The sequence below is a fragment of the Mycolicibacterium smegmatis genome (assembly GCF_001457595.1).
GTDB classification, from domain to species: Bacteria; Actinomycetota; Actinomycetes; order Mycobacteriales; family Mycobacteriaceae; genus Mycobacterium; species Mycobacterium smegmatis.
This window is the reverse complement of record NZ_LN831039.1, coordinates 2,861,942-2,887,697: the sequence shown is the minus strand read 5'-3', so window position 1 is coordinate 2,887,697 and position 25,756 is coordinate 2,861,942. Positions and strand designations below refer to the sequence as shown.

Genomic DNA, 25,756 nt, shown 5'->3' with positions numbered 1-25,756 from the left:
TGCGGCGGCCGCCTCAGGCACCCGCCGACCGCAGACCGTCGCCGAATGTTCTGCGCGGCGGTAACTGCACGCCGAGACGCTCGGCCTGCCGGTACCCCGTGAGCGCGAGTTCACGCACCTGATCGGGCGGCATCCCGGACTGCAACGCGGTGTCGAGCATGCTCGCCATGCGGTGCGTGGGAATGCACCGCAACGCGGCGTCCAACGCGATGCCCGCCAATGGTCCGTCGCCACGCACATAGGCCGAAAACGCGAGCTGCACAAGCGCTTCCACGCGCCACGGGGCGGGCAGCGACCGGGACAGCTCGGCCCACAGCGACTCGGCCTGTCCGGCGGTCTCCCCGATGGCCAGCGCGTAGAGCGTGTCGCGGACCCGTGTGTCGGTCAACGCCAGGGCGATCCGGGCCTGCTGGCGCACGGTCAGGGTGCGCCCGTCGGCCAGACGTGCGGCCGCGGTGATCGCGGCGTTGATGTCCGCCCGGACCGCCGAGAGCCTGCGGCGTCCTGAACGCGGCGCGACCGCGCTGATGGCCTCGGCGATCTTCTCCGCACGTACCGGGTCGGCGGCGACGACGGCCTGCAGGTCGGCCCTGCGCTTGTAGAGCCGACGACCGTCGAGGACGGCAGCGAGGGCCAGCGGTGAGGCGTAGGGATCCTCGACAACCCCGTTGCGTCCGCAGCCGTCGGCGCAGTGCCAGCGCCCGCCCGCGTCGATGCGGTCGACGACGTGAACCGCCAACAGTTCGATACCGCGTGCGCTCAGCTCGATCGCGACATCCTCGGCCAGGGTGGCGTGGTTCTCGTGGCAGTGCACACAGTCCGCGCCGTCGGCGTCGACGATGACCGCGATCACGGCGTGCGGTTCGCCTGCGGCGGCCACCTCGGCCAGGTGAGCCGTCCCCTCGCGCATGGCGAGTGAGAGATCGGTGCGCAGAACACATCCCAGCTCGCCACTCTCGATGGTGGCCAGCACCAGGGACTTCTCGGGCACGAACCCGAGCACGGCGGGCAGCGCCGCGATCAACGATCCGGGCCGGTTGATACGAAAATCCGGTGTGTGCGGTGAAGGTGTCATGTGCCGACCGTGGCAACCGGCGCCGACGCCGTTCACCCCGAAAACCGGCTGCGACGAGTGGCTGTGGACGAAATCGGCTCTGGGGACAACTTCCGAAACAAACTGTTCACGCGCCATTGCGCGTCTCCGGCGTGCACGCGCGCCGACAGCGGCGTACACACTGACCATGGGTTCGATGCTGGAGTACGACCTGGTCGTCATCGGGTCAGGACCGGGCGGGCAGAAAGCGGCGATCGCAGCCGCCAAACTCGGGAAGAGTGTGGCGGTCGTGGAGCGCGGCCAGATGCTGGGCGGGGTGTGCGTCAACACCGGCACGATCCCGTCGAAGACGCTGCGTGAGGCCGTCGTCTACCTCACCGGGATGAACCAGCGCGAACTGTACGGGGCCAGCTACCGCGTCAAAGAGAAGATCACCCCGGCGGACCTCATGGCCCGCACACAGCATGTGATCAGCCGGGAGCAGGACGTCGTCCGCAGCCAGTTGATGCGCAACCGGGTCGACATCATCAGCGGGCACGGGCGCTTCGTCGACCCGCACACCGTGCTCGTCGAGGAACCCTCGCACGGTGAACGCACGATGGTCAGAGGCGAGTACATCGTCATCGCCACCGGCACCAAACCCGCACGGCCTGCGGGCGTCGAGTTCGACGAGCGACGGGTGCTCGACTCCGACGGCATCCTCGACCTGGTGTCCCTGCCCGCATCGATGGTGGTCGTCGGCGCCGGGGTGATCGGCATCGAGTACGCGTCGATGTTCGCCGCGCTCGGCACCAAGGTCACCGTCGTCGAGAAGCGCGACAACATGCTCGAATTCTGCGATCCGGAGATCGTGGAGGCGCTCAAGTTCCACCTGCGCGACCTGGCGGTCACGTTCCGCTTCGGCGAGGAGGTCACCGCCGTCGACGTGGGCTCCGCAGGCACCGTGACCACGCTCGCCAGCGGCAAGCAGATCCCCGCCGACACGGTCATGTACTCCGCGGGGCGGCAGGGCCAGACCGAGCACCTCGATCTGGCCAACGCGGGACTCGGGGTCGATGGACGCGGGCGCATCACGGTCGACAGCAACTTCCAGACCAAGGTCGACCACATCTACGCCGTCGGCGACGTCATCGGGTTCCCGGCCCTGGCCGCCACGTCGATGGACCAGGGCAGGCTGGCCGCCTATCACGCGTTCGGCGAACCGGCCAAGGGCATGACCGATCTGCAGCCCATCGGCATCTACTCGATCCCCGAGGTGTCCTACGTCGGTGCCACCGAGGTGGACCTGACCAAGAACGCCATCCCGTACGAGGTCGGGGTGTCGCGCTACCGCGAACTCGCGCGCGGTCAGATCGCAGGCGACTCGTACGGCATGCTCAAACTGCTCGTCTCGACCGAGGACCTGCGCCTGCTCGGCGTGCACATCTTCGGCACCAGCGCGACCGAGATGGTGCACATCGGCCAGGCCGTGATGGGCTGCGGCGGCACCATCGAATATCTCGTCGACGCGGTGTTCAACTATCCGACGTTCTCCGAGGCCTACAAGGTCGCCGCGCTGGACGTGATGAACAAGCTGCGCGCGCTCAGCCGGTTCCGGACGTAGAACCTCAACAGGCGGGTGCGTCGGCCGCGGGCGCGGCGTCCCCGGCATCGGAGGCATCCCCCGCCTCCGCACGCGCCAGCAGCCGCTCCACACCCCCGTCGAACCGTGGCGAGTACGACGTGTCCTCGTCGCACCCGCCGCCGTCGAGTCCCCCGACGAGCCCGGCCACCGCGGATCCCGTCACCCAGGGCGCTCCGCTGAAACCGTCTGCCACACCGGCACATTCGAGCGAAGGAAACCCGTCGTCGGCCATCGTCGTGACACCGCGGCAGGTCAATGCGCCGCCCTCACCCACCAGGTATCCCGTCACGGCCACCGCGGTCCCCGCAGCGGGAGCCGACGCGAGCGCCAGCCCACCACCGACCTGCTGCTCGATGGTCGTGCCGTCGTGGCGGGTGACACGCACGATCGCGAAGTCCGCCTGCTCGTCCTGATCGGCGAGCCAGCGCGGGTCGAGGTAGACGGCGGTGACGTGCCACGGGTCGGTATCCGCGGCCGCCGGGTCGAATCCGGGCACGAACGTCGTGTCGACACCGTCGGCCAGGCAGTGCGCGGCTGTCAGGACCAGGTCCTGCGTCCGGCTGTCGAGAACGGTGCCGGTGCAGGTGTGCACCGGTCCCCCGCCCAGGAACAAGGCACCGATCCGCGGATCCGGGACGGCGGGGTGCACAGATGCAGGAAAAGATTCCGCCTTTGCCACACCGGGTGAGATCGGGCCGGGGTCGGGTACCCCGGTGGAGGTGGCAGTGCGGTCGGACGCCCCGCCTGCGCATGCCGCCATGGTGAGCACCATCACCACCGCACCGGCCGGCCCGGTGAGCCGGGCCCGGTGCGACACCGCAGGTCGACGCGTTCTCATACCAATCGATATTGCCTGACCAGCATGGGCGCGGACGGAATGCGGGACCGGGCGCATCTGTTCGAAGGAAGATGCGGGGCGGCGCGCGCCTGCCGGACCGGAATGCGCGACACTAGGTGGCACGGTACGTGGTTCCAGCAAGGCCCGGGGCCGGGCTGCCGTGACGAGGAGACGAGACGGATGGCAGACAACGAAAACCCACAACAGCGCTATCAACCCGACCAGAGCGGGATGTACGAGCTTGAGTTTCCCGCGCCACAGTTGTCATCGTCGGACGGCCGCGGGCCGGTCCTGATCCACGCGTTGGAGGGGTTCTCCGACGCGGGCCACGCGATACGGCTTGCCGCCGAGCACCTCAAGAAGTCGCTCGACACCGAGCTCGTGGCGTCGTTCGCGATCGACGAACTGCTCGACTACCGGTCGCGTCGCCCCCTCATGACGTTCAAGACCGACCACTTCACCGCGTACGAAGAGCCCGAACTGAACCTGTACGCACTGCACGACACCGTCGGCACACCGTTCCTGCTGCTGGCCGGCCTCGAACCGGACCTGCGCTGGGAGCGTTTCATCACCGCGGTGCGTCTGCTGGCCGAACAGCTCGGCGTGCGCCAGGTGATCGGCCTTGGCACCATCCCGATGGCCGTCCCGCACACGCGGCCCGTCAACCTGACGGCGCACTCGAACAACAAGGAACTCATCGCCGAACACACGCCGTGGGTGGGCGAGGTGCAGGTGCCTGCCAGCGTGTCCAACCTGCTGGAGTTCCGCATGGCCCAGCACGGCCACGAGGTGGTCGGATTCACCGTGCACGTGCCGCACTACCTGGCACAGACGGCGTACCCGCCCGCGGCGGAGGCGCTGCTGGCCGAGGTGGCCAGGACCGGTTCGCTGGAATTGCCGCTCGCCGCACTGTCCGAGGCCGGAGCCGAGGTGTACACCAAGATCAACGAGCAGGTCGAGGCCAGCCCCGAGGTCGCCCAAGTGGTGAGTGCGCTCGAGCGCCAGTACGATGCATTCATTGCGGCGCAGGAGAACCGATCCCTGCTCGCTCGCGACGAGGATTTGCCCAGCGGCGACGAACTGGGCGCCGAGTTCGAGCGGTTCCTCGCGCAGCAGGCCGGCGAGAAGTTCAAGGACGACAAGTACAAGGACGGCCACGGGGAGGGGTTCGGGGACGGATTCGGGGAACGGTGACAACCACTGACGACGTGCCCGATCAGGGCTGAGGGCGAGGTTGACGGACATGACCGAGCGAAAGCCCAACCTGCGCACGGTACGTGAGGTCAGCCCCAGGCTGGAGTTCCGCACGATCCACGGCTACCGGCGGGCGTTCCGCATCGCCGGGTCCGGCCCGGCGATCCTGTTGATCCACGGGATCGGCGACAACTCGACGACGTGGCACACCGTGCAGTCCACCCTGGCGCAGCGCTTCACGGTCATCGCGCCGGATCTGCTCGGGCACGGGCGGTCCGACAAGCCGCGCGCCGACTACTCCGTGGCCGCGTACGCCAACGGCATGCGGGATCTGCTCAGCGTGCTCGACATCGACCGGGTCACGGTCGTCGGGCACTCCCTCGGCGGCGGCGTCGCCATGCAGTTCGCCTACCAGTTCCCCCAGTTCGTCGACCGGTTGATCCTCGTCGGCGCGGGCGGCGTCACCAAGGACGTCAACGTGGCGCTGCGCATCGCGTCGCTGCCGATGGGCAGCGAGGCGCTCGCCCTGCTGCGCCTTCCGCTGGTGCTGCCGTCCCTGCAGATCGCGGGCAAGGTGGCGGGCACCGTGTTCGGGTCGACCGGCGTTGGCCGCGACATCCCCGACATGCTCCGTATCCTCGCCGACCTGCCGGAACCGACCGCGTCGTCGGCGTTCGCCCGCACACTGCGGGCCGTGGTGGACTGGCGCGGCCAGGTCGTGACCATGCTCGACCGCTGTTATCTGACCGAATCCGTTCCGGTGCAGCTCATCTGGGGCGACTGCGATTCGGTGATCCCGGTCAGCCATGCCGAGATGGCCCACGCCGCGATGCCCGGTTCCCGGTTGGAGATCTTCGAGGGGTCCGGGCATTTTCCGTTCCACGACGACCCGGACCGTTTCGTCGAGGTCGTCGAGCAGTTCATCGATTCCACCGAACCCGCAGTGTACGACCAGGATCTACTGCGCGATCTGCTGCGCACGGGCGCCAACCGCTCGACGATGAGCGGGTCCCTCGACACGCAGGTCGCCGTCATCGAGGCGATGGGCGTCGACGAGCGCAGCGCAACCTGACCGTACGGGCCGTTTCAGGCACGTAGCATCGTGTCATGGCCATCGACGTGACCGTGTTGCGAGTTTTCACCGACTCCGACGGCAAGTTCGGCAATCCGCTCGGCGTGGTCGACAACAGCACTGTGGATCCCGCAGACCGGCAGCGCATCGCCAAGGAATTGGGTTACAGCGAAACGATATTCATCGATCTCCCAGGACCCGACAGCCACACCGCCCACGCACGCATCTTCACGCCGGCCTCGGAGTTGCCCTTCGCCGGGCATCCCACTGTCGGCGCGGCGTGGTACCTCCGGGACATCGGCAGGCCCATCAAGACGCTGCAGGTTCCCGCGGGCATCGTGCAGGTGACCTACGACGGCGACCTCGCCGCGATCAGCGCACGTTCGGAATGGGCGCCGGAGTTCGCGATCTACGACCTGCCCTCCGCCGAGGAACTGATGTCCGCCGACCCGGACGACTACGACGACGACGTCCAGCACTATCTGTGGACGTGGAGCGACAAGAACGAGGGCGTCCTGCGATCCCGCATGTTCGCGACGAACCTGGGCATCCGGGAGGATGAGGCGACCGGCGCGGCCGCGGTCCGGATCACCGACTATCTGAGCCGGGATCTGACGATCGTGCAGGGCAAGGGCTCGGTGATTCGCACCAGGTGGAGCCCGGAGGGCTGGGTTCAGGTGGCGGGCCGGGTGGTCAACGACGGGACCAGGCAGCTCGAACTCTAGGCGGCTCTGGGCACACCTCTACGCACCGCGGTGGGCGCGGAGCGCCTCGATCTCCCGCTCGAAATCCTCGGCGGACGAGAACGACCGGTACACGGACGCGAAGCGCAGGTAGGCGACCTCGTCGAGTTCACGCAACGGTCCCAGGATGGCCAGACCGACCTCATGGCTGGGTATCTCGGGGGTGCCGAGGCCACGCACGGCGTCCTCGACCTTCTGCGCCAGGACGTTGAGCGCGTCGTCGTCGACGTCGCGGCCCTGACATGCGCGCCGGACTCCGCGGATGACCTTCTCGCGGCTGAACGGTTCACTCACGCCGCTACGCTTGACCACCGCGAGCACCGCGGTCTCGACCGTGGTGAAACGCCTGCCGCACTCGGGGCACGAGCGTCGTCGCCGGATGGCCTGCCCCTCATCGGTTTCGCGGGAGTCGACCACCCTGGAATCAGGATGACGGCAGAACGGACAATGCATCACCGCTCCTTCGTCACGCCGCCAGACCAACAGTTCGAGCGCTCTTGAGCGTACCTGTGTCGGTCGCGGCTGACTCACCGCCGTCTGCAGTGGCGCATATCGGCGCATCTCGCCGGCGAGCGGTATTGCCTGCCAGGCCGATTCACCGCCCATTTCGAGCCTCAGCCGACGGGGGCGATCAGCGTCTGCCCGGCGTCGAGCGCGGCGGACTCCAACTGGTTGAGGTCACGGATCTGCTGGACCACCGCGGCGACCGGGGCGTCAGGCGCGACGCGGCGGGCCACCTGCTGCAACGTCTCCCCCGACTGCACCTGCACGACGGCCAGCTCACTGGGCACCGAGACCGGCGCCGACGAGCCCAGCACCCCGCCGAACTGCGCGACGAGACCGAGCCACACCGTGATACCGGCGGCGACCAGGGCCAGCACCACCGTGGTGGCCGGGGTGATCGGGCGACGATGCGACGCGCGGGACATCAGGACACCGGTGCCGCGGTGACGCAGGGCCGCACCGCCGGGACGGCCGGGCTGCGGACGGCGCACCGGACGCTCCCCGCGCGGCCGCACACGCCGAGACGCAGGCACGGTCCGGACAGAACCTCGATCCGGGGTCCGCGCAGCCGCGGCGCGTGCGCCGGCACCGCCCGTGCGGCGCGTGGCCACGTTCGCTGCGACGGGAATGTCGACGGGGATGTCGAGGATGGCCATCTGACTGCCTTTCGTCCGGCGTATTCGCTCCTGTGTTCGAATATAGTCGCTCACATGTTCGAAGGATAGAACGTGTGATCGAACTGTTGCGAAATATAGAACGGGGTACCGACAACTCCGGGCGGCGTCGGCCGCGACCGCATCGCACGCGCCTCCGAACAGCCCCAGGACACCCCCACGCGAGCCATCCTTCGACGTCAGCGCGGCGACACGCCTCGAACACATGTTTGATTAATGTTCGGACAGGTATTAGATTCGGCGCCATGAGCGACGACACCGGCGAGTTCACGGACGGCAGTACCGAAAGCCCGGCCGATGCGGACGGCGCCGGTCGGCGCCGCGCCGTCGACAACGGCCTCACAGAACGTCAGCGCACCATCCTCGAGGTCATCCGCGCCTCGGTGACCAGTCGGGGTTACCCACCGAGCATCCGAGAGATCGGCGACGCCGTCGGCCTCACGTCCACCTCTTCGGTGGCCCACCAACTCCGCACCCTCGAACGCAAGGGGTATCTGCGCAGGGATCCCAACCGGCCCAGGGCCGTCGATGTCCGCGCGGCCGACGATCCGGCGGCCGCTGCCGTGGTCACCACCGACGTCGCGGGCTCCGACGCGCTACCGGAACCCACGTTCGTGCCGGTTCTGGGGCGTATCGCCGCAGGCGGTCCGATCCTGGCCGAGGAGGCCGTCGAGGACGTGTTCCCACTGCCGCGGGAACTGGTCGGCGAGGGCTCGCTGTTCCTGCTCAAGGTCGTCGGCGACTCGATGATCGACGCCGCGATCTGCGATGGCGACTGGGTGGTGGTGCGCCAACAGAACGTCGCGGACAACGGCGACATCGTCGCGGCCATGATCGACGGCGAGGCCACGGTCAAGACCTTCAAGCGCGCACGCGGTCAGGTGTGGCTCATGCCGCACAACCCGGCCTACGACCCGATTCCCGGCAACGACGCGGCCGTCCTGGGCAAGGTCGTCACCGTCATCCGCAAGATCTGACCGCGGCTGTCAGTTCGCCCGTACGAATCCGTTCGTGCGGGCGAACTCCTCACTGGCGAACCAGATCTCGGCGACCGCGTCCTCATAGTCCGCACTGTCGGGCGCCCAGTACATGCCGGTCTTGGTGTCCGCCTTGATCGGATAGCCGTCGGGAGCCTCCTGCGGATCGTCCAGGGGCAGGTGAAGCGCGGTGGCACTCGGAATCGGTTCGTCGAATTCGATCGCCGCGTGGCGCCCGCTCGGCGGGTCACTGCGCAGATCCGCGGGCGTCACCACTCGCGTCGGTGCGGTGTCGACATTGTCGGGGTCTTCCTGCTCCTCGAACGCCGGACGGTTGAACCCCGCGCCGACCGGCACCGGCCCGCCGAACGTGCTCGCCGCAGCAGCTGCCGCGGCCGCCGCTCCGGCGGCCGCGGTCCCGGCTCCTGCCCCACCGGAGGTTTCCTCGTCGAGATCGTCCTCGTAGTCGTCTTCGAGGTCGTCTTCCAGATCATCTTCGAGGTCCGCCTCGACGTCGGCACGGTCGGCCAGATCTTCGTCGGTGTCGAAGTCGTCGTCCTCGCGGTCGTCGTCGAACTCGTCGTCGGCCTCGTCGCGTTCGAACGCGTCGTCCTCGGCATGGTCGAAGTCGTCTCCGAAATCGTCCCGTTGCGCCGGCTCTTCGGGGTTCTCGGGTTGGTCCTCGCCGGGACGGTCGCCGGGGGCGGCCCACTGGCTGATCGGCATCGAGACGTCGGTCGGGCCGTCGAACGGCGACCCGGCGGTCTCGTTCTCGTGGTAGGGATCGGCAAACCGCGATGTCACGGCGTCGTCGAGGGTGTCGGCGCGGGTGTCGGCGTCGGGCGCGTACGGATCCGCATCGGAAACTCCCGCAGCGTCCTCGTCGCGGTAGCGGTCGGCGTCGAAGCGGCCTTCGCGGTAGTCGGTGTGCGGCGCACGGTCGTCGTGCGGACCGTCGTCGTGCGGGCCGTCGTCGTAACGGTCCTCGTAGGAGTCGCCGTAGCGATCGTCGTGCCGATCGTCATGCCGATCGTCGTAGTGGTCGTCGTCGAACGGTTCGTGGTCGAATCCGTCGTCGCGGTTGCGGCGCCGGTGCCACAGCGCCGCACCCACCACGAGCCCGGCGAGCAGCAGCACCGGGATCAGCGCGACCAGCCACCACCAGCTCCAGTGCCACGAGAACGGCTTGGACTCGTCTTCGGCCTGTGGCGCCTCGGCCGCCGGCGGCGGCGCCTGCTCGGCCCCGGGAATCTGCAGCCCCGCCAGTTCGGACGCCAGGTTCGACGGCTCGGTGGTGAAGGTGTTGTCGGCGCGGTCCCACGAGATGGCGCCACCACTGAACTTCTGGGTGATGACGGTGCCGTCCTCGGTCTGGTCGGCCGTCGGCGCGCCGAGCGTCCCGGTCGCGCCACCGAGCTTCTCCCACGCCGCGTTCATGGCGCCGCGCACGATCACGGCGCCGTAGTCGGGTGTCCAGAAGATCACCGGCTTGTCGGGGGCCGCGAACGTGGCGATCCGGCTGTTCGGGCCCAGCCCGCCCTCGTCCTCGCTGCTGGTCGGGAAACCCAGATCGCCCTGCGGGCCGCCGACGCTCTCGTACTTCTCGAGGACCTGGCCGCTGATCACGTTGGCGCCGGTCTCCGGGCTGTAGAAGATCTTGCCGCCCGCGAAGTTCTGGCCAAGGCCGCCCGCGTCGCCGATCTTGTAGACGTCGCCGTCCTTTGCGCCGAGCGGGCCCATCGGGCCGCCTGCCGCGCGGCGCGCGGCGGCGATCGCCGAGGCCGGATCATCCGGGATCTGAAGGTCTTTCAGCTGATCGGCGAGTTCGGGCGGAACCGTGGTGAACGCCTTGGTCTTCCGGTTCCACGACAGCTCGCCGCCCGTGAACTTCTGGCGCACCACGTCGCCGTCGTAGGTCTCGTCGTCGGCGGGCACACCCAGCACGCCGGCCGAACCGCCGAGCTTGTCCCACGCGGCGTTGATCGCGCCGCGCACCACGCGCGCACCGGTGTCGGGGGTCCAGAAGATCACCGGATTGTCGGGGGCGCTGAACGTGGAGTTGCGACTGTCGGGTGCGCGTCCGGCGCCCTCGTCGATGGTCGGGAACCCGAGATCGCTGTCGGCAGGGCCGCCCAGCGCTTCGTACTTCTCCAGGATCGCGCCCTGGACGTAGTGGGCGCCGGTGTCGGGGGTGAAGAACATCTTGCCGCCGGTGAAGTCCTGGCCGAATCCCGCGCCGATCGCGTAGACATCACCCTGCCGGGGTCCCAGCGGGCCGCCGTCGCCGCCGCTGACCTCCCATGCGGAGTTGATCGCCGCGTCGGCGTCGGACTCCGGCGTCGCAGCCGCGACCGACGGCACCAGCAGTCCCGCAAGGGCGACTGCGAGCAGGCCGATCGTCAGCCGCCGAACAGCGGTGTTCAGCTTCGCTCCCGGCCTCGTCATGCACCCTCCCGCTAGCTCGGCAAAGCTCCCCGAAATCTATCTCGCCGACAACTCTGCGTCAGCAAGCTCCGATTACAAAGGACCATCGCCGATCTTGACCAAAAAACTCGGACAAATTCGGTGTAATACTTCCGAAAATCGGCTGCAGAAGGAAATCCGCGCAGACAGCAGTCCAGGTTACGTGCGCCCGGATGAGCCGGAATCGGCGGCGTCACGGTGGACGCACGACGCCCGACGGGCGACCGTAAACTCGCGGTATGCCGCACTCCCCCACGAGCCTCACGCATTGGGGGGTTTTCTCCGCTGAGATCGTCGACGGCGACATCGCGGCCGTGAACCCACCCCCCGACGACGCCGATCCGTCACCGCTGCTGGGGAACATGCCCGGTTCGATCCGGCACCGCGCGCGCATCACCGGCCCGGCCGTGCGGCGCGGATGGCTGCGTGACGGCCCGGGACCGAGCACCGAGCGCGGTGCCGACGAGTTCGTCGCGGTGTCCTGGGACGAGCTGACCGACCTGCTCGCAACCGAACTCCGGCGCGTGGTCGACACCTACGGCAACGAGGCGATCTACGGCGGGTCCTACGGCTGGTCGAGCGCCGGCCGGTTCCACCACGCCCAGAGCCAGGTGCACCGCTTCTTGAAGATGCTTGGCGGTTACACCTTTTCGCGCCACTCCTACAGCCTGGGCGCCACCGGGGCGATCATGCCGCGCGTGGTCGGCACACACGACGACCTGTTCAAACGCTCGACCCAGTGGGATGTCATCGTCGAACACACCGGTCTGATGGTGTGTTTCGGCGGGATGCCGCTGAAGAACACGGGTATCAACGACGGCGGCACCTCCGCGCACCCGATGCGCGACGCGCTGCGGCGTTTCCGCGGCCGCGGCGGACGCATCGTGTCGTTCAGTCCTTTGCGTGACGACGTCGACGGCGACTGCCAGTGGCTGGCGCTGCGTCCCGGCACCGATGTCGCGGTGATGCTCGGGCTGGCGTATGTGCTCGCCACCGAGGGCCTGGCCGACCGCGAGTTCCTCGACACCCACTGCACGGGATACGAACGCTTCGAACGCTATCTGCTCGGCCACGACGACGGCGTGGCGAAATCTCCCGAATGGGCGGCACACATCAGCGGTTTGAGCGCCGACACCCTGAGGGCACTGGCGCACCGGATGGCCGCCGAGCGCACCATCGTCACGGTGAGCTGGTCGCTGCAGCGCACGCGCCACGGCGAGCAGGCGCCGTGGATGGGTGTCACGCTGGCCGCGATGCTGGGCCAGATCGGGCTTCCCGGCGGCGGATTCGGCCACGGCTACGGCTCGATGAACGAACCCGGACTCGCGCCGCTGCGGTGCCGCCTGCCCTCGCTGCCGCAGGGCCCCAACCCGGTGCGGACGTTCATCCCGGTGGCGGCCGTCACCGACATGCTGCTGCATCCCGGTGAGCCGTTCGACTACAACGGTTTACGGCTCACCTACCCCGACATCAAGTGCGTGTACTGGTCGGGCGGCAATCCGTTCCACCACCACCAGAACATCCCGCGGCTGCGCCGCGCGCTGGGCCGCGTGGACACCATCGTGGTGCACGATCCGTACTGGACGGCGATGGCCAAGCACGCCGACATCGTCGTGCCGTCGACAACGTCGTTCGAGCGCAACGACTTCTCGGGGTCAAATAACGATCCGCTGCTGGTGGCCATGCCGCAGTTGGCCGAACCGTACGCCGACTCCCGCGACGATTACACGACCTTCTCGGCGCTCGCCGAACGACTGGGCTTCGGCGAGCAGTTCACCGAGGGCCGCACTGCGTGGGAATGGCTCGTGCATCTGTACGAGAAGTGGGCCGCCGGGCTGGATTTCGCGGTCCCGAGCTTCGCCGAGTTCTGGGCCGCGGGCCACGTGGAGCTGCCCACCGACACCGGACTGACGCTGTTCGAGGACTTCCGCGCCGACCCGCAGGCACATCCGCTGGGCACACCGAGCGGACGCATCGAGATCTTCTCCGAGGACATCGACAGCTTCGGTTACGACGACTGTGCGGGCCACCCCCGCTGGTACGAGCCGGCCGAATGGCTGGGCGGCGAACGCGCCCGCCGGTATCCGTTGCACCTGCTGGCCAATCAGCCCGCGAGCAGGCTGCACAGCCAGCTCGACGGCGGCGCGACCAGCCAGTCCTCGAAAGTCCAAGGGCGCGAACCGGTCCGCATGCACCCGTCGGACGCCGCCGCCCGCGGCCTCACCGACGGTGATGTGGTGCGGGTGTTCAACGACCGCGGCGCGTGCCTGGCCGGGGTGGTGATCGACGACGGCGTGCTGCCGCGCGTGGTGCAACTCGCGACCGGCGCATGGTATGACCCGGCCGATCCCGCCGATCCGGATTCTTTGTGTTTGCACGGAAATCCGAACGTCCTCACCGATGATGTCGGCACGTCGTCACTGGCCAAGGGTTGCACGGGCGCGCACGTCCTCGTCGAGATCGAGAAGTTTTCCGGACCCGTCCCACCGGTCCGGGCTCATGAGCCACCGGTGATCCGCACGTTGCGCTGACGGAAACTTTTCGCGTTTCCACGTGACAATCGCCCTCTGGTGCGAAGATTCCTTTTGCTGATTCGGCAGAAGGAGACACGGGCCGATGGGTACTCACGCACGTTCGGTTTCTCGGACACTGCTGATCACGTTGGTGGTGCTGATCGGCACCGTGGCACTCGCGTTCGCGTCGACGATCTCGTCGGCCGTGCGCCTGGTGGCCACGTACGCCTTGATCGTCCCGGGTACGGGCACCCCCAACCCGGCTGTCGTGCAGAACTACATGGAGAACGCGGTCAACCACTACCTGGTCCCGGGTGGCGACTGCGTCGGCGGGTGCGAACCGCCCATCGCGGTGCCCTACATCGCCCAGTTCTGGCCGATCCCGCTGCCAGGTTGGGGCGGGCTCGAAGGCGCCAAGTGGAACGTGTCGGTGGGCAGCGGCGTCACCAGCCTGACCACCCGGTACAACAACGTGCTGGTGAATCCCGACTTCACCGACACCGACGACATCTCGATCTTCGGGTACTCGCAGGGCGCGACGGTGGCGAGCATCGTCAAGGGCAACCTCGACAACCCGGACAACGCCGATCACCTGAACTTCTTCTTCATCGGCAACCCGCAGCGCCCCAACGGCGGCTTCTTCGAACGGCTCGCGTTCCTCGGCACGGTGCCGATCCTCGACGCGACCTTCGGTAACCCGACGCCCACCGACACGTGTGAGCATTCCGACGGCACCCACTGCGCCACCGACTTCGCGTTGATGTACGACGGCGTCGTCGACTTCCCGGCGTACCCGCTGAACCTGCTGGCGACCGCGAACGCCCTGGCCGGGTTCTGGTACGTGCACGGCACGTATCTGGCGCCCGACGACGACGAGCCCCCGACCGCGACGCCGTACGGCTACACCCCGGACGAGGTGAAAATGGCGATCGAGGCCGCCAATGCGCCCGACGGGTGCACGGCAGCCAACCACTGCCAGCGCCACGGCGACACGATCTACGTGACGCTGCCCGCCAAGACCCTGCCCATCATGCAGCCGCTGCTGGATCTCGGCGCCGCGACGGGCACCTCGGCGCTGATCATCCCGATCGTCGACCTGATCTCACCGCTCACCCAGACCCTGATCGAAACCGGTTACGACCGGACCAATTACGGCAGGCCCACCCCGGCCGGGCTGATCCCCCGCATCAATCTGGTCAAGCTGGTGAGCGACCTCATCAACGACATCCCCGAAGGCATCAACGCGGCACTGACGCCGGGCCTCACGCCGCTGCCCGGGTCGACCGGCCCCACGGTCACCGCGACGGTCCAGGCGCCGGCCCCTCAGACCGGTGACACCGAGAATCGCATCCAGGCCGTCACGGACGTCGTCGGCAAGAACACCAACAAAGTCGACGTCAAGACTGTCGACCCGAAAGTCGACGTCAAGACCACCGACACGGGCACCGAACCGGTCCAGCCCACCGACCAGCCCACGGATCAGGGCACGGTCACGGGCGATGTCACGGCGGCCGCGGCGCCCGAAGTTACCGCACCCGCCGACACCGACGCGGTCGAGACCCCGAAGGCGAACGGTAAGCCGCTGATCCGCATCAGCCCGATCGCCAAGCCGAACGAGGGCATGACGGCAGGCACCGGTACCTCCGGCAAGGCCCAACTGCCGTCACTGCGCAAAGCCCTTGGCATCAAAGGCCATCCGGTCCGCGATCTCGTGAAGTCGGTCAGCAAGGCGCTGGGCATCGACCGCCCGGCCAAGGGCGGCTCGAACCCGAAGAAGGCCACCACCGACGCGAAGGACACCAAGGCGGCGTCCGACGCGAAGGACGCGGCCTGACCTCCTGACGGGCACGTCTGTCAGGCGAACGTGGCGTACTCGCGCAACGTCGCGGCGAGCGGTGCCGGCACACGCGCCTTGATGCGGGTACCTGCGTCGGTGTGCTCGGTCGCGTCCACATGACCGTCGGTGTGCACGCGCGCGACGAGGTCACCGCGGTCGTAGGGAATGGTCACGTCGACGGTGGCATCGGTGGATTCCACCAACTCCCCCATGCGCGAGCGCAGCTTGTCGAGACCGTCGCCGGTGCGCGCCGAGACGAACACCGCGTCGGGCAGCGCGCGTCGCAGCTGCGCGAGCCCCACCCCGGTGGCCGCGTCGATCTTGTTGACCACCAGCAGTTCCGGCGGCGGAGCGATGTCGTACTCGGCGACGACCTCGTTGATCACCGTGCGGACCGCGTTGATCTGCGCCAGCGGGTTGACGTCGGATCCGTCGACCACGTGGATCAGCAGATCGGCGTCGACCACTTCCTCCAGCGTGGACCGGAAGGCCTCGACCAACTGTGTGGGCAGGTGCCGCACGAACCCGACGGTGTCGGTCAGCACGAACGGTCTGCCGTCTTCGAATTCACCACGGCGCGTGGTGGGTTCGAGCGTCGCGAACAACGCGTTCTCGACCAGCACGCCCGCTCCGGTGAGCGCGTTGAGCAGGCTGGACTTGCCTGCGTTGGTGTAGCCGACGATCGCGACCGACGGGATCTCGCTGCGTCGCCTGCTGCCGCGCTGGGTGTCGCGGATCTTCTTCATGTCGCGGATCTCGCGGCGCAGCTTGGCCATCCGCTCACGGATGCGGCGACGGTCGGTCTCGATCTTGGTCTCGCCCGGACCGCGGGTGCCCACGCCGCCGCCCGCGCCGCCCGCGCGTCCGCCTGCCTGCCGGGACATCGATTCGCCCCAGCCGCGCAGCCGCGGCAGCATGTACTCCATCTGGGCCAGTGATACCTGGGCCTTGCCCTCACGGCTGGTGGCGTGCTGGGCGAAGATGTCGAGGATCAGCGCCGTGCGGTCGATCACCTTGACCTTGACGGCCTTCTCCAGCGCGTTGAGCTGTGCCGGTGAGAGCTCGCCGTCGCAGATCACGGTGTCGGCGCCGGTGGCGAGGACCACCTCGCGCAGCTCGGCGGCCTTGCCCGAGCCGATGTAAGTGGAGGGGTCGGGTTTGTCGCGCCGCTGGATGAGGCCTTCGAGCACCTCGGAGCCCGCGGTCTCGGCGAGCGCGGCCAACTCGGCCAGGCTCGCCTCGGCGTCGGCCGCGGACCCTTCGGTCCACACCCCGACCAACACGACGCGCTCCAGCCGCAGCTGGCGGTATTCGACTTCGCTGACGTCGGCGAGTTCGGTGGACAGCCCGGCGACACGGCGCAGTGAGGCGCGATCTTCGAGGGCCAGCTCACCGGTGCTGGGCGCGACGGAATTCTCTGGATAGGTCATATGTACTTCCAGGTTGGCACGGCCGACGGGTATCGCGCACCCCAATTAGCCGGCAACAGCGTGCCACCAGTGTGGATCGAGTTCGCCGCGGGCCACGAGCACAGAGGGTCCGCGCAGGTAGCTGGTGGATTCGGTGACCGTGACCGTCACCTCGCCGCCGGGGATGCGCACGCGCAGGGTCCCGGTGTCGGCGCCGTCGTGGGCGAGCGCGGCCACGGTCGCCGCAACCGTTCCGGTGCCGCATGACCGAGTTTCCCCGACGCCGCGTTCGTGCACGCGCATGGACACCGCGCCGTCGACCGGGGCCGTGAGCACCTCGACGTTGACGCCGTCGGGGAACAACGCAGGATCGAACGACACCGGCGCGGCGACGTCGAGGGCCGCAAGGTCGTCGGCGCTGATCCCGACGCACGCCAGGTGCGGGTTGCCGACGTCGACGGCCAGGCCGTCGAAGCTGCGGCCGCCCACCACGGCGCTTCCTGCGCCGAACTGGTTGGCCTTGCCCATCTCGACGGTGACCTCGGCCGTCGTCGCGCGTGCCGGGTCGAATCCGTGCAGGACGACGGGCCGCGGACCGGCCAACGAGCCGACGACGAACTCGTCGCCGCTCTCCAGACCCGAGGCCCGCAGGTAGTGCGCGAACACCCGCACGCCGTTGCCGCACATCTGGGCGATCGAACCGTCGGCGTTGCGGTAGTCCATGTACCAGTCACCGGCGGCCACCCCGTCGGGCAGCCGGTCGAACACTCCCGCCGCCCGGGCCGCACCGGCCCGGGTCACCCGCAGCACGCCGTCGGCGCCGAGACCGCGGCGGCGGTCGCACAGCGCGGCCACCGCGGACGGGGTCAGCGACAGCGCTGCGTCGAGGTCGGGCAGCACCACGAAATCGTTCTCGGTGCCGTGCCCTTTGGCGAAGATCACCCGTTCAGGATACGGCTCGCCACACCCGCAGCGCGTCGTCCACCAGCCCTTCGGACGCGCCGTCGAGCCACACCACGCGATGGTCGCGGCGGAACCACGACCGCTGGCGGCGCACGTACCGGCGGGTGCCGATGAACGTGGGCTCACGCGCGCCGGATCCGTCGCCGCCGGCGTCGAGATCGGCGAGCACCTGCGCGTATCCCAGCGCCCGCGCGGCCGTGACGCCGTCACGCAGTCCGCGCTCCAGCAGGTCGACCACCTCGCGCACCAGCCCGTCGGCGAACATCTTGTCGGTTCGCTGCGCCAGACGTTCGTCGAGAACCGCTGTGTCCCAATCTAATCCGATGATCGCGGTGTCCCAGCGCGGTGCGCCGATGGTGGGGGCCGACGCCGCGAAGGGCTCGCCGGTGAGCTCGACGACCTCCAGGGCGCGCACGATGCGCCTGCCGTCGGTCGGCAGGATCGACGCCGCGGCCGCGGGGTCGACACGGGCCAGTTCGGCGTGCAGCGCGGCGACGCCGATCTCGGCCAGGCGCGCCTCGTACTTCGCACGCACCGCGGGATCGGTGGCGGGGAACGACCACTCGTCGAGCAGCGACTGGATGTAGAGCATCGATCCGCCGACGATGACCGGAGTCGCCCCGCGCGCGGCGATCGTCTCGATGTCGGCGGCCGCGGCCTGCTGATAACGCGCCACGGTCGCGGTCTCGACGACGTCGAGCACGTCGAGTTGATGGTGCGGGATCCCGCGGCGCTCCTCGACCGTCAGCTTGGCGGTGCCGATGTCCATGCCGCGGTACTGCTGCATCGCGTCGGCGTTGACGATCTCACCGCCGACGCGTTCGGCGAACTCCAGCGCGAGCGCGGACTTGCCGGTGCCGGTCGGCCCGATGACGGCCAGAGGACGGTTCACGGCAACCACACACCCACGAAATACCCGACGCCGTACGGCGCCCCGCGGTACAGCTCGCGGGCGGTGCGCGGCGCGGCCCCGGCCAGACCCGCGAGCACCTCGTGCGCCACCCGGCCCACGCTCACGTCCGGCAACGACGCGAGCGCCGAAGCGTCCCCCGAGGCCAGGGCCTCGTCGAGCGCGTGCTGCGCGGCCACCGACTCCGGCCGGTAACCGCCCGGCGCGGACGGTGAAAGGGTGTGCGCGCCGTCGGCGACGACGAGGACGCCGACCGGTTCGGCGGTCGCGTCGATCTCGGTGCGCAGCCCGCGGCCGATCTCCACGGCATCTCCGGCGGGCGTCGCTGCGGCGTACACCCGGGCGTCCACCACTGCCTGCGGGGCGACCCGGCCCCGCAACCAGCCCGCGACGAGGGCGCTCAGCGGCAGCTCGACCGGGGTGATGTTCGTCACAGGTCCCAGCGTCACCGGGACGTCGGCGCCGTATCCGGCGAACGTCCCGCACTGGTCCGGCCCGAAGGTCGCGTCGGCCGCGCCGGTCCCGACGGACACCCAGCGCGCGGGCAACTCGGCGGCCGCCGCGAGTGCCGCGTCGCGCAACGGCGCCATCTCGGCGGCCGCGGCACCCATGAGTTCGGGCACCAGCAGGGGTGCGGCGGGGACGATCGCGATGGCGCTGAGCACGTGACCAAATTAGTGTGCGGGCACGGTTGCCGGTTCTTCGGCGGCCTCACCGCGCGCCAGCGCCACGGTCGCGGCCACCATGACGGCGATGGCCGCGACGAGCGTGACCCAGCCCGCGTCACCCGGGCGCAGGGTCTCGCCGAGCACCACGATGCCCAGTACCGAGGCCACGACCGGTTCGGTGACCGTCATGGTCGGCAACGATGCAGTCAGCGCCCCGGCGCGAAACGACGACTGCTGCACCACCGTGCCCGCGATCGCCACCAGGATCCAGACGTACAGCTCGGGCACGCGCAGCAGCGTGAACACCCCGCCCCAGCTGTGGACCAGCAGATGGTTCACCACACCCTTGGTGAGCACCGCGAACACGCCCCACAGGGCCCCGGAGACCAACGCAAGCAGCACCGCGCTGCGCGCGCCGGTGAAGATCCGCGCTCCCACGAGGCAGACCGCCACGGCAGGTCCCAGCACGGCCAGCACCAGGGTCCAGGCCTCCCACGGCGCACGCGCATGCCCGGCGGTCGGGTTGCCGACGGTCACGATGACCGCGACCGCCCCGGCCAGCAGCGCGGCCCACATCCACTCCCAACGGGTCACGCGACGACGGGTCAACCGAGCGTTGATGGGCAGGGCGAACAGCAGCGAGGTGACCAGCAGGGCCTGCACCAGCAACACCGATCCGAGCCCGAGCGCGGCCGCCTGCAGGGCGAAGCCGGCCGCCGCGACACCGCTGCCCAGCCACCACCGGCCGTCGCGCAACAGCCGCTTGAACAGGCCGAGGTGGCTCACGGAATCGTCGGTGACGTCGTGGGCGGACCGCTGGTGGATGACGTCGCCGATGGCGATACACAGGGCCGCTCCGAGCGCGAGCAGGGCCGCGATGTCCGCCCGATTCATCCCGCCTCCAGGTCCGTCATTCGAGTTTGTGGGGGCATTGAGCCTAAAGCCATGGGCACAGCGCAGCACGACCTGCTTGAATAGCGGTCGAAGCTGACAGCAATCGGGCGCCGCGTCGCGCGGCAGATGCGCGGGCCACCGCGCGGAGTACGAGGAGCGGATATGACAACCAGTGAGCCAGGCGGCGCCACCCCCAAGCCCACCCCCCGGCCCACGCCCCACCCAACACCCCGGCCCGTTCCCCGTCCCAGTCGGGTGGCTCCGGTCGTCGCGGCAGCGCCGTCCAGTGATCCGCACCGGTTCGGGCGCGTCGACCCGGACGGCACGGTGTGGCTGATCACCGGATCCGGCGAACGGGTCATCGGCGCATGGCAGGCCGGTGACACCGAGTCGGCGTTCGCGCACTTCGGCAGGCGTTACGACGATCTGCACACCGAGGTCGCGCTGCTGGAGCGGCGCCTGGCCACCGGTACCGGCGACGCCCGCAAGATCAAGTCCGCCGCGGCCGCGCTCGCCGAGAGCCTGCCCACCGCATCTGTGCTCGGCGACGTCGACGCATTGAGCGCGCGTCTGTCCTCGATCCTGGAGCAGGCCGACGAGGCCGCCCAGAACGAGCGCGCGCAGCGCGACGAGTACCGCGCCGCGCAGACCGCGCGCAAAGAGGCGCTGGCCGCCGAGGCCGAGGACATCGCCGCCAACTCCACGCAGTGGAAGGCCGCGGGCGACCGCCTGCGCGAGATCCTCGACGAGTGGCGCACCATCACCGGGCTGGAGCGAAAAACCGACGACGCGTTGTGGAAGCGCTACTCGGCGGCCCGCGAGACGTTCAACCGTCGCCGCGGTTCGCATTTCGCCGAGCTCGACCGCAGCCGAGTGAGCGCCCGCCAGGCCAAGGAGGCACTGTGCGAGCGTGCCGAGGCACTGGCCGATTCGACCGACTGGGGCGCCACGAGCGCGGCGTTCCGCGACCTGCTTGCCGAGTGGAAAGCCGCGGGGCGCGCCGCCAAGGACGTCGACGACGCACTGTGGCAGCGCTTCAAGGCCGCCCAGGACACGTTCTTCTCGGCGCGCAACGCCGCCCATGCCGAGCGTGATGCCGAGTTCAAGGCGAACGCCGCGGCCAAGGAGGCCCTGCTGGCCGAGGCCGAGAAGATCGACCTGTCGGACAACGAGGCCGCGCGGGCCGCGCTGCGCGTGATCGGCGACAAGTGGGACGCCATCGGCAAGGTGCCGCGCGAACGCGCCGCCGAACTCGAACGCCGCCTGCGCGCGATCGAGAAGAAGATCCGGGAGGCACCCACGGGTGGTGTCGATCCCGAGGCCAAGGCGCGTGCCGATCAGTTCCGTGCCCGCGCCGAGCAGTTCGAACGGCAGGCCGAGAAGGCCGAGGCCGCGGGGCGGACCAAGGATGCCGAGGAGGCGCGTGCCAGCGCCGCACAGTGGCGGCAGTGGGCCGAGGCCGCGGCAGAATCGCTGGAGAAGCGCCGCTGAGGTGACGGGCCCCGGGGGCTAGTGACCGGCCCCCGGCTCGTCCTTGCCGGGGCCGTCGTCCTTCTCACCGGTCTTGTCGGGTTTGTCGAGTCCGTCGAGCAGTCCGTTCTGCTGGTGCTGCGCGGCCGCGTCGCGGCGCCGCGCCTCGGCGGCGAGTTGAACCGCGGTGCGCGACCACACCACCCGCGCCCAGTGGAACGTGAGCACGATCACCGTCAGCCAGGCGATGATCAGGCCGTATCCCGGGCCCGGGTTGTCCCCCGCGGTCTGGCGCGACCACACCGCGAGCATGCCGAGCGCACTGGCGACCGCCGAGCCGGCCAGGGCCACCCAGGCCAGCGCCCACCGGCGGGTCAGCAGCGCCAGCACGGAGAAGCCGACCGAGAACACCAGCGCCAGCCAGGTGAACACCCGCGACGGCAGTGACACACCGTCGCCGACCGCGATGGCATTGCCGACCAGCACGTCGAAACCCTTGCTGCTGCCGGTGTGCGGCAGCAGGAACGAACCCAGCAGCACGAACACCAGGATCGCGACCACCAGTGCACGCGCACCGGGATCGAACTCGCCTGCGACCTTGCGTTCGACGGCGTCGAGATCGCCCTTGAACTGCTCGAAGTCCTTGTCGTGGTTCTTGGCGTTCAACAGCCACACCCTTCTGCCGCCGTACTCGGCGCGGGCGCGCCGATGCGCGGCATGCCGAGACCCACACCGGTGCGGGGTTTCTGGCCTGCCGCGTGCGCGTCGCCCGCGCGGGTGCGGCGGTGTTCGATGATCGGGGCGTCGGCGATCAGGTGGTGCGGCGCCGCCCCGGTGACGGTGGTGGTCACGACGTCACCCGGCCGGATCACGTTGTCCCCGGGCAGAAAATGCACCAGGCGCCCGTCGCGGGCCCGCCCGGACATGCGCGCGGTGCTCGCGTCCTTGCGGCCCTCGCCGGTGGCGACGAGAAGTTCGACGGTCTGGCCGATCTGCGCGGAGTTCTGCTCCAGCGAGATGCGCTCCTGCAACGCGATCAGGCGCTGATAACGCTCGCTGACAACGTCTTTGGGCAACTGATCGGGCATGTCGGCGGCGGGGGTTCCCGGACGCTTCGAGTACTGGAACGTGAACGCGCCGGCGAACCTCGCCCGCTCGACGACATCGAGCGTGGCCTGGAAGTCCTCTTCGGTCTCGCCGGGGAAACCGACGATGAGATCGGTGGTGATGGCCGCGTGCGGGATGGCCGCGCGCACCTTGTCGATGATCCCGAGGAAGCGCTCGGCGCGGTAGGAGCGCCGCATGGCCTTGAGGATGCGGTCGGAACCCGACTGCAGCGGCATGTGCAGCGTGGGGCACACATTGGGGGTGGCCGCCATGGCCTCGATCACGTCGTCGGTGAACTCGGCCGGGTGCGGCGAAGTGAAGCGGACACGTTCGAGACCGTCGATGCCACCGCACGCCCGCAGCAGCTTGGCAAACGCGCCGCGGTCGCGGGGCAGTTCCGGGTCGGCAAACGAGACCCCGTAGGCGTTGACGTTCTGGCCGAGCAGCGTGATCTCGAGCACGCCCTGGTCCACGAGTGACTGCACCTCGGCGAGGATGTCGCCCGGCCGACGGTCGACCTCCTTGCCACGCAACGACGGCACGATGCAGAACGTGCAGGTGTTGTTGCAGCCGACCGAGATGGAAACCCATGCCGCGTAAGCGGATTCACGGGAGGCAGGCAGCGCCGACGGGAACTCCTGCAGCGCCTCGACGATCTCGACCTGGGCCTCGCGGTTGTGCCGGGCCCGCTCGAGCAGCGTCGGCAGCGACCCGATGTTGTGGGTGCCGAAGACGACGTCCACCCAGGGGGCGCGGCGCAGCACCGCGTCACGGTCTTTCTGCGCGAGGCATCCGCCCACGGCGATCTGCATGTTCGGATCGGCCTGCTTGCGCGGTGCGAGATGACTCAGGTTCCCGTACAGCTTGTTGTCGGCGTTCTCACGTACCGCGCACGTGTTGAACACCACGATGTCGGCGTCGGTACCTTCGGCCGCACGCTGGTAGCCGGCGGATTCCAGCAGCCCCGACAGCCGCTCGGAGTCGTGCACATTCATCTGACAGCCGTACGTGCGGACCTGATAGGTGCGAACGCGCGACGAGCCGACAGCGGGTCGCAGGCCCTCGGCCTCGGCTGTCTCGTCCCTGGTCACCATCGAAGTCACGGACCCATGGTACGGACGTACGCACGCGGGACGTTAACCCGGCGGATTCACAAGATGCAGGCAGACCGGCCGATCCCTGGGTAAGGTCTCCACCCATGGGAAGCCCCGGCGAGCAGCCGCAGGTCGACGGTGCGGCGCAATCAGATGTGCCGATGATCTCACTTCAGGGAGTAAACAAGCACTTCGGGCAACTCCATGTGCTCAAGGACATCAACCTCGACGTCGGCAAGGGTCAGGTCGTGGTGGTGCTCGGCCCCTCGGGCTCGGGCAAATCGACGTTGTGCCGCACGATCAATCGCCTCGAGACCATCGATTCCGGCACGATCATGGTCGACGGGAAGGTCCTGCCCGCCGAGGGGCGCAGGCTCGCACAGCTGCGTTCGGATGTGGGCATGGTGTTCCAGTCGTTCAACCTGTTCGCGCACAAGACAATCCTGGAGAACGTCACCCTCGCGCCGATGAAGGTCCGCAGGTTCGCCAAGGACAAGGCCAGGGAGAACGCGCTCGCCCTCCTCGAACGCGTCGGGGTGGCCAACCAGGCCGACAAGTACCCCGCCCAGTTGTCAGGTGGTCAGCAGCAGCGCGTCGCGATCGCCCGCTCGCTGGCGATGAACCCCAAGGTCATGCTGTTCGACGAGCCCACCAGCGCGCTCGACCCGGAGATGATCAACGAGGTCCTCGCCGTGATGTCGTCGCTGGCATCGGAGGGCATGACCATGGTCGTGGTCACCCACGAGATGGGTTTCGCGCGCCGGGCGTCGGACCGCGTGGTGTTCATGTCCGACGGCGCCATCGTCGAGGACTCCTCACCTGCCGAGTTCTTCGACAACCCGAAAAGCGAACGTGCCAAAGATTTTCTCGGCAAAATCCTGCATCACTAACGTTCCGGTGAAAGGAATCAGAACAATGCGGTCCATTCCCAAACGCGTCGCCGGTGCTGTCGCACTCGCCATCGCCCTGCCGTTCGCGGCGACGGCATGCGGTGGTGGCGACAGCGGCGGCGACAGCGACACGATCGTCATCGGAACCAAGTACGACCAGCCGGGTCTCGGTCTGAAGCAGCCCGACGGCACGCTCACCGGGTTCGACGTCGACGTCGCCAAGTACGTGGCCAACGAGCTGGGCTACAGCGAGGACCAGATCGAGTGGAAGGAGGCCCCGTCGGCGCAGCGGGAGACGCTGATCCAGAACGGTCAGGTCGACTTCATCGCCGCCACCTACTCGATCACCGACTCCCGCAAGGAGAAGGTCGACTTCGCCGGGCCGTACCTGATCACGGGGCAGAGCCTCCTGGTGCGCGCCGACAACAACGACATCACCGGCGCCGCGTCGCTGGAGAACAACAAGAAGCTGTGCTCGGTGTCGGGTTCCACGCCGGCCCAGCGGATCAAGGATGAGTACCCGGGCGTGCAGTTGCAGCAGTACGACACCTACTCGGCGTGCGTCGAGGCGCTCAAGAACGGCGCGGTCGACGCGTTGACCACCGACGAGGTGATCCTCGCCGGTTACGCCGCACAGTCCCCAGGCACCTTCAAGCTCGTCGGTGACACGTTCTCCGAGGAGCGCTACGGCATCGGCCTGAAGAAGGACGACACCGAGCTGCGCAACAAGATCAACGACGCGATCGAGAAGATGGAATCCAGCGGCGCCTGGAAAGAGGCCTTCGACAAGAACCTCGGACCGGCAGGCATCCAGGCACCGCAGCCTCCCGCCGTCGACCGCGACTGATCGGACGCCGC

22 protein-coding genes are annotated in these 25,756 nt (G+C 68.8%); 10 read left to right on the top strand and 12 right to left on the bottom strand.

Going from position 1 to position 25,756, the window contains the following annotated elements:
• Window positions 1-13 precede the first annotated feature (13 nt).
• Window positions 14-1,075, bottom strand: coding sequence for a DUF4192 domain-containing protein (locus tag AT701_RS13830; RefSeq protein ID WP_014877482.1), 1,062 nt, complete (start codon window positions 1,073-1,075; stop codon window positions 14-16).
• Window positions 1,076-1,250: 175 nt separating this feature from the next.
• Here AT701_RS13830 and sthA point away from each other — a divergent pair, with 175 nt between their 5' ends.
• Complete coding sequence (gene sthA, locus AT701_RS13825; RefSeq protein WP_179945952.1) at window positions 1,251-2,657, top strand: Si-specific NAD(P)(+) transhydrogenase; 1,407 nt, start codon at window positions 1,251-1,253, stop codon at window positions 2,655-2,657.
• 4 nt (window positions 2,658-2,661) lie between these two features.
• Here sthA and AT701_RS13820 read toward each other — a convergent pair whose 3' ends face one another.
• Window positions 2,662-3,516, bottom strand: coding sequence for a trypsin-like serine peptidase (locus AT701_RS13820; RefSeq protein WP_223495534.1), 855 nt, complete (start codon window positions 3,514-3,516; stop codon window positions 2,662-2,664).
• A 180-nt stretch (window positions 3,517-3,696) separates the two neighbouring features.
• Between AT701_RS13820 and AT701_RS13815 the strand changes: the two genes are divergently transcribed.
• The 3 genes from AT701_RS13815 to AT701_RS13805 are packed head-to-tail and all read left to right on the top strand — an operon-like array spanning window position 3,697 to window position 6,507.
• Entirely contained in the window at window positions 3,697-4,710 is a 1,014-nt protein-coding gene (locus AT701_RS13815; RefSeq protein ID WP_029104188.1) for a proteasome assembly chaperone family protein, read from the top strand.
• 49 nt (window positions 4,711-4,759) lie between these two features.
• Window positions 4,760-5,782: an alpha/beta fold hydrolase gene (locus AT701_RS13810; protein WP_003894129.1), complete on the top strand. Its 1,023-nt coding sequence runs from the start codon at window positions 4,760-4,762 to the stop codon at window positions 5,780-5,782.
• Window positions 5,783-5,817: 35 nt separating this feature from the next.
• Window positions 5,818-6,507 carry a PhzF family protein gene (locus AT701_RS13805; RefSeq protein WP_011728557.1) on the top strand — a complete coding sequence of 230 codons (690 nt, stop codon included), beginning with the start codon at window positions 5,818-5,820 and terminating at the stop codon, window positions 6,505-6,507.
• 18 nt (window positions 6,508-6,525) lie between these two features.
• On the opposite strand, the gene nrdR is transcribed toward AT701_RS13805, so the two are convergent.
• Both nrdR and AT701_RS13795 read right to left on the bottom strand, forming a co-directional pair.
• Entirely contained in the window at window positions 6,526-6,978 is a 453-nt protein-coding gene (gene nrdR / locus AT701_RS13800; RefSeq protein WP_011728556.1) for a transcriptional regulator NrdR, read from the bottom strand.
• A 161-nt stretch (window positions 6,979-7,139) separates the two neighbouring features.
• Window positions 7,140-7,685, bottom strand: a complete 546-nt coding sequence (locus tag AT701_RS13795) for a LysM peptidoglycan-binding domain-containing protein (protein ID WP_081319469.1) — start codon at window positions 7,683-7,685, stop codon at window positions 7,140-7,142.
• Between the two features lie 263 nt (window positions 7,686-7,948).
• Here AT701_RS13795 and lexA point away from each other — a divergent pair, with 263 nt between their 5' ends.
• Window positions 7,949-8,680 (top strand): transcriptional repressor LexA, encoded by a 732-nt coding sequence (gene lexA / locus AT701_RS13785; protein WP_058126030.1) that lies wholly within the window; start codon window positions 7,949-7,951, stop codon window positions 8,678-8,680.
• Window positions 8,681-8,689: 9 nt separating this feature from the next.
• Here the strand turns inward: lexA and AT701_RS13780 are convergent, their stop codons facing one another.
• Entirely contained in the window at window positions 8,690-11,125 is a 2,436-nt protein-coding gene (locus tag AT701_RS13780; RefSeq protein WP_058126029.1) for an LGFP repeat-containing protein, read from the bottom strand.
• 257 nt (window positions 11,126-11,382) lie between these two features.
• Between AT701_RS13780 and AT701_RS13775 the strand changes: the two genes are divergently transcribed.
• A complete protein-coding gene (locus AT701_RS13775) occupies window positions 11,383-13,674 on the top strand; it encodes a molybdopterin guanine dinucleotide-containing S/N-oxide reductase (RefSeq protein ID WP_058126028.1) in 2,292 nt (763 codons plus the stop codon).
• Between the two features lie 85 nt (window positions 13,675-13,759).
• Window positions 13,760-15,490 (top strand): PE-PPE domain-containing protein, encoded by a 1,731-nt coding sequence (locus AT701_RS13770; RefSeq protein ID WP_058126027.1) that lies wholly within the window; start codon window positions 13,760-13,762, stop codon window positions 15,488-15,490.
• Window positions 15,491-15,510: 20 nt separating this feature from the next.
• Here AT701_RS13770 and hflX read toward each other — a convergent pair whose 3' ends face one another.
• From hflX to AT701_RS13745, 5 genes are read right to left on the bottom strand one after another with little or no spacing between them, the layout of a single operon-like run.
• The gene (hflX, locus tag AT701_RS13765; RefSeq protein WP_003894120.1) at window positions 15,511-16,923 is read right to left on the bottom strand and encodes a GTPase HflX; all 1,413 of its coding nucleotides are present in this window, start codon (window positions 16,921-16,923) and stop codon (window positions 15,511-15,513) included.
• 45 nt (window positions 16,924-16,968) lie between these two features.
• Window positions 16,969-17,844, bottom strand: a complete 876-nt coding sequence (gene dapF, locus AT701_RS13760; protein ID WP_058126026.1) for a diaminopimelate epimerase — start codon at window positions 17,842-17,844, stop codon at window positions 16,969-16,971.
• A 4-nt stretch (window positions 17,845-17,848) separates the two neighbouring features.
• On the bottom strand, window positions 17,849-18,757 hold the full coding sequence (gene miaA, locus AT701_RS13755) for a tRNA (adenosine(37)-N6)-dimethylallyltransferase MiaA (RefSeq protein WP_058126025.1): 909 nt from the start codon (window positions 18,755-18,757) through the stop codon (window positions 17,849-17,851).
• Window positions 18,754-19,440: a class III extradiol ring-cleavage dioxygenase family protein gene (locus AT701_RS13750; protein ID WP_058126024.1), complete on the bottom strand. Its 687-nt coding sequence runs from the start codon at window positions 19,438-19,440 to the stop codon at window positions 18,754-18,756. The genes miaA and AT701_RS13750 overlap by 4 nt, the downstream gene beginning before the upstream one ends.
• A 9-nt stretch (window positions 19,441-19,449) precedes the next feature.
• Complete coding sequence (locus AT701_RS13745) at window positions 19,450-20,337, bottom strand: DMT family transporter (RefSeq protein ID WP_011728549.1); 888 nt, start codon at window positions 20,335-20,337, stop codon at window positions 19,450-19,452.
• Between the two features lie 162 nt (window positions 20,338-20,499).
• Between AT701_RS13745 and AT701_RS13740 the strand changes: the two genes are divergently transcribed.
• Complete coding sequence (locus AT701_RS13740; RefSeq protein WP_058126023.1) at window positions 20,500-21,828, top strand: DUF349 domain-containing protein; 1,329 nt, start codon at window positions 20,500-20,502, stop codon at window positions 21,826-21,828.
• Between the two features lie 18 nt (window positions 21,829-21,846).
• Here the strand turns inward: AT701_RS13740 and AT701_RS13735 are convergent, their stop codons facing one another.
• The gene (locus AT701_RS13735; RefSeq protein WP_174519589.1) at window positions 21,847-22,482 is read right to left on the bottom strand and encodes an Rv2732c family membrane protein; all 636 of its coding nucleotides are present in this window, start codon (window positions 22,480-22,482) and stop codon (window positions 21,847-21,849) included.
• Window positions 22,470-24,008 carry a tRNA (N6-isopentenyl adenosine(37)-C2)-methylthiotransferase MiaB gene (gene miaB, locus AT701_RS13730; protein WP_058126022.1) on the bottom strand — a complete coding sequence of 513 codons (1,539 nt, stop codon included), beginning with the start codon at window positions 24,006-24,008 and terminating at the stop codon, window positions 22,470-22,472. Before miaB ends, AT701_RS13735 begins: the two co-directional genes overlap by 13 nt.
• Window positions 24,009-24,169: 161 nt before the next feature.
• Here miaB and AT701_RS13725 point away from each other — a divergent pair, with 161 nt between their 5' ends.
• Window positions 24,170-24,898, top strand: a complete 729-nt coding sequence (locus AT701_RS13725) for an amino acid ABC transporter ATP-binding protein (RefSeq protein WP_003894112.1) — start codon at window positions 24,170-24,172, stop codon at window positions 24,896-24,898.
• 25 nt (window positions 24,899-24,923) lie between these two features.
• Window positions 24,924-25,745, top strand: a complete 822-nt coding sequence (locus tag AT701_RS13720) for a glutamate ABC transporter substrate-binding protein (RefSeq protein WP_003894111.1) — start codon at window positions 24,924-24,926, stop codon at window positions 25,743-25,745.
• Window positions 25,746-25,756 lie beyond the last annotated feature (11 nt).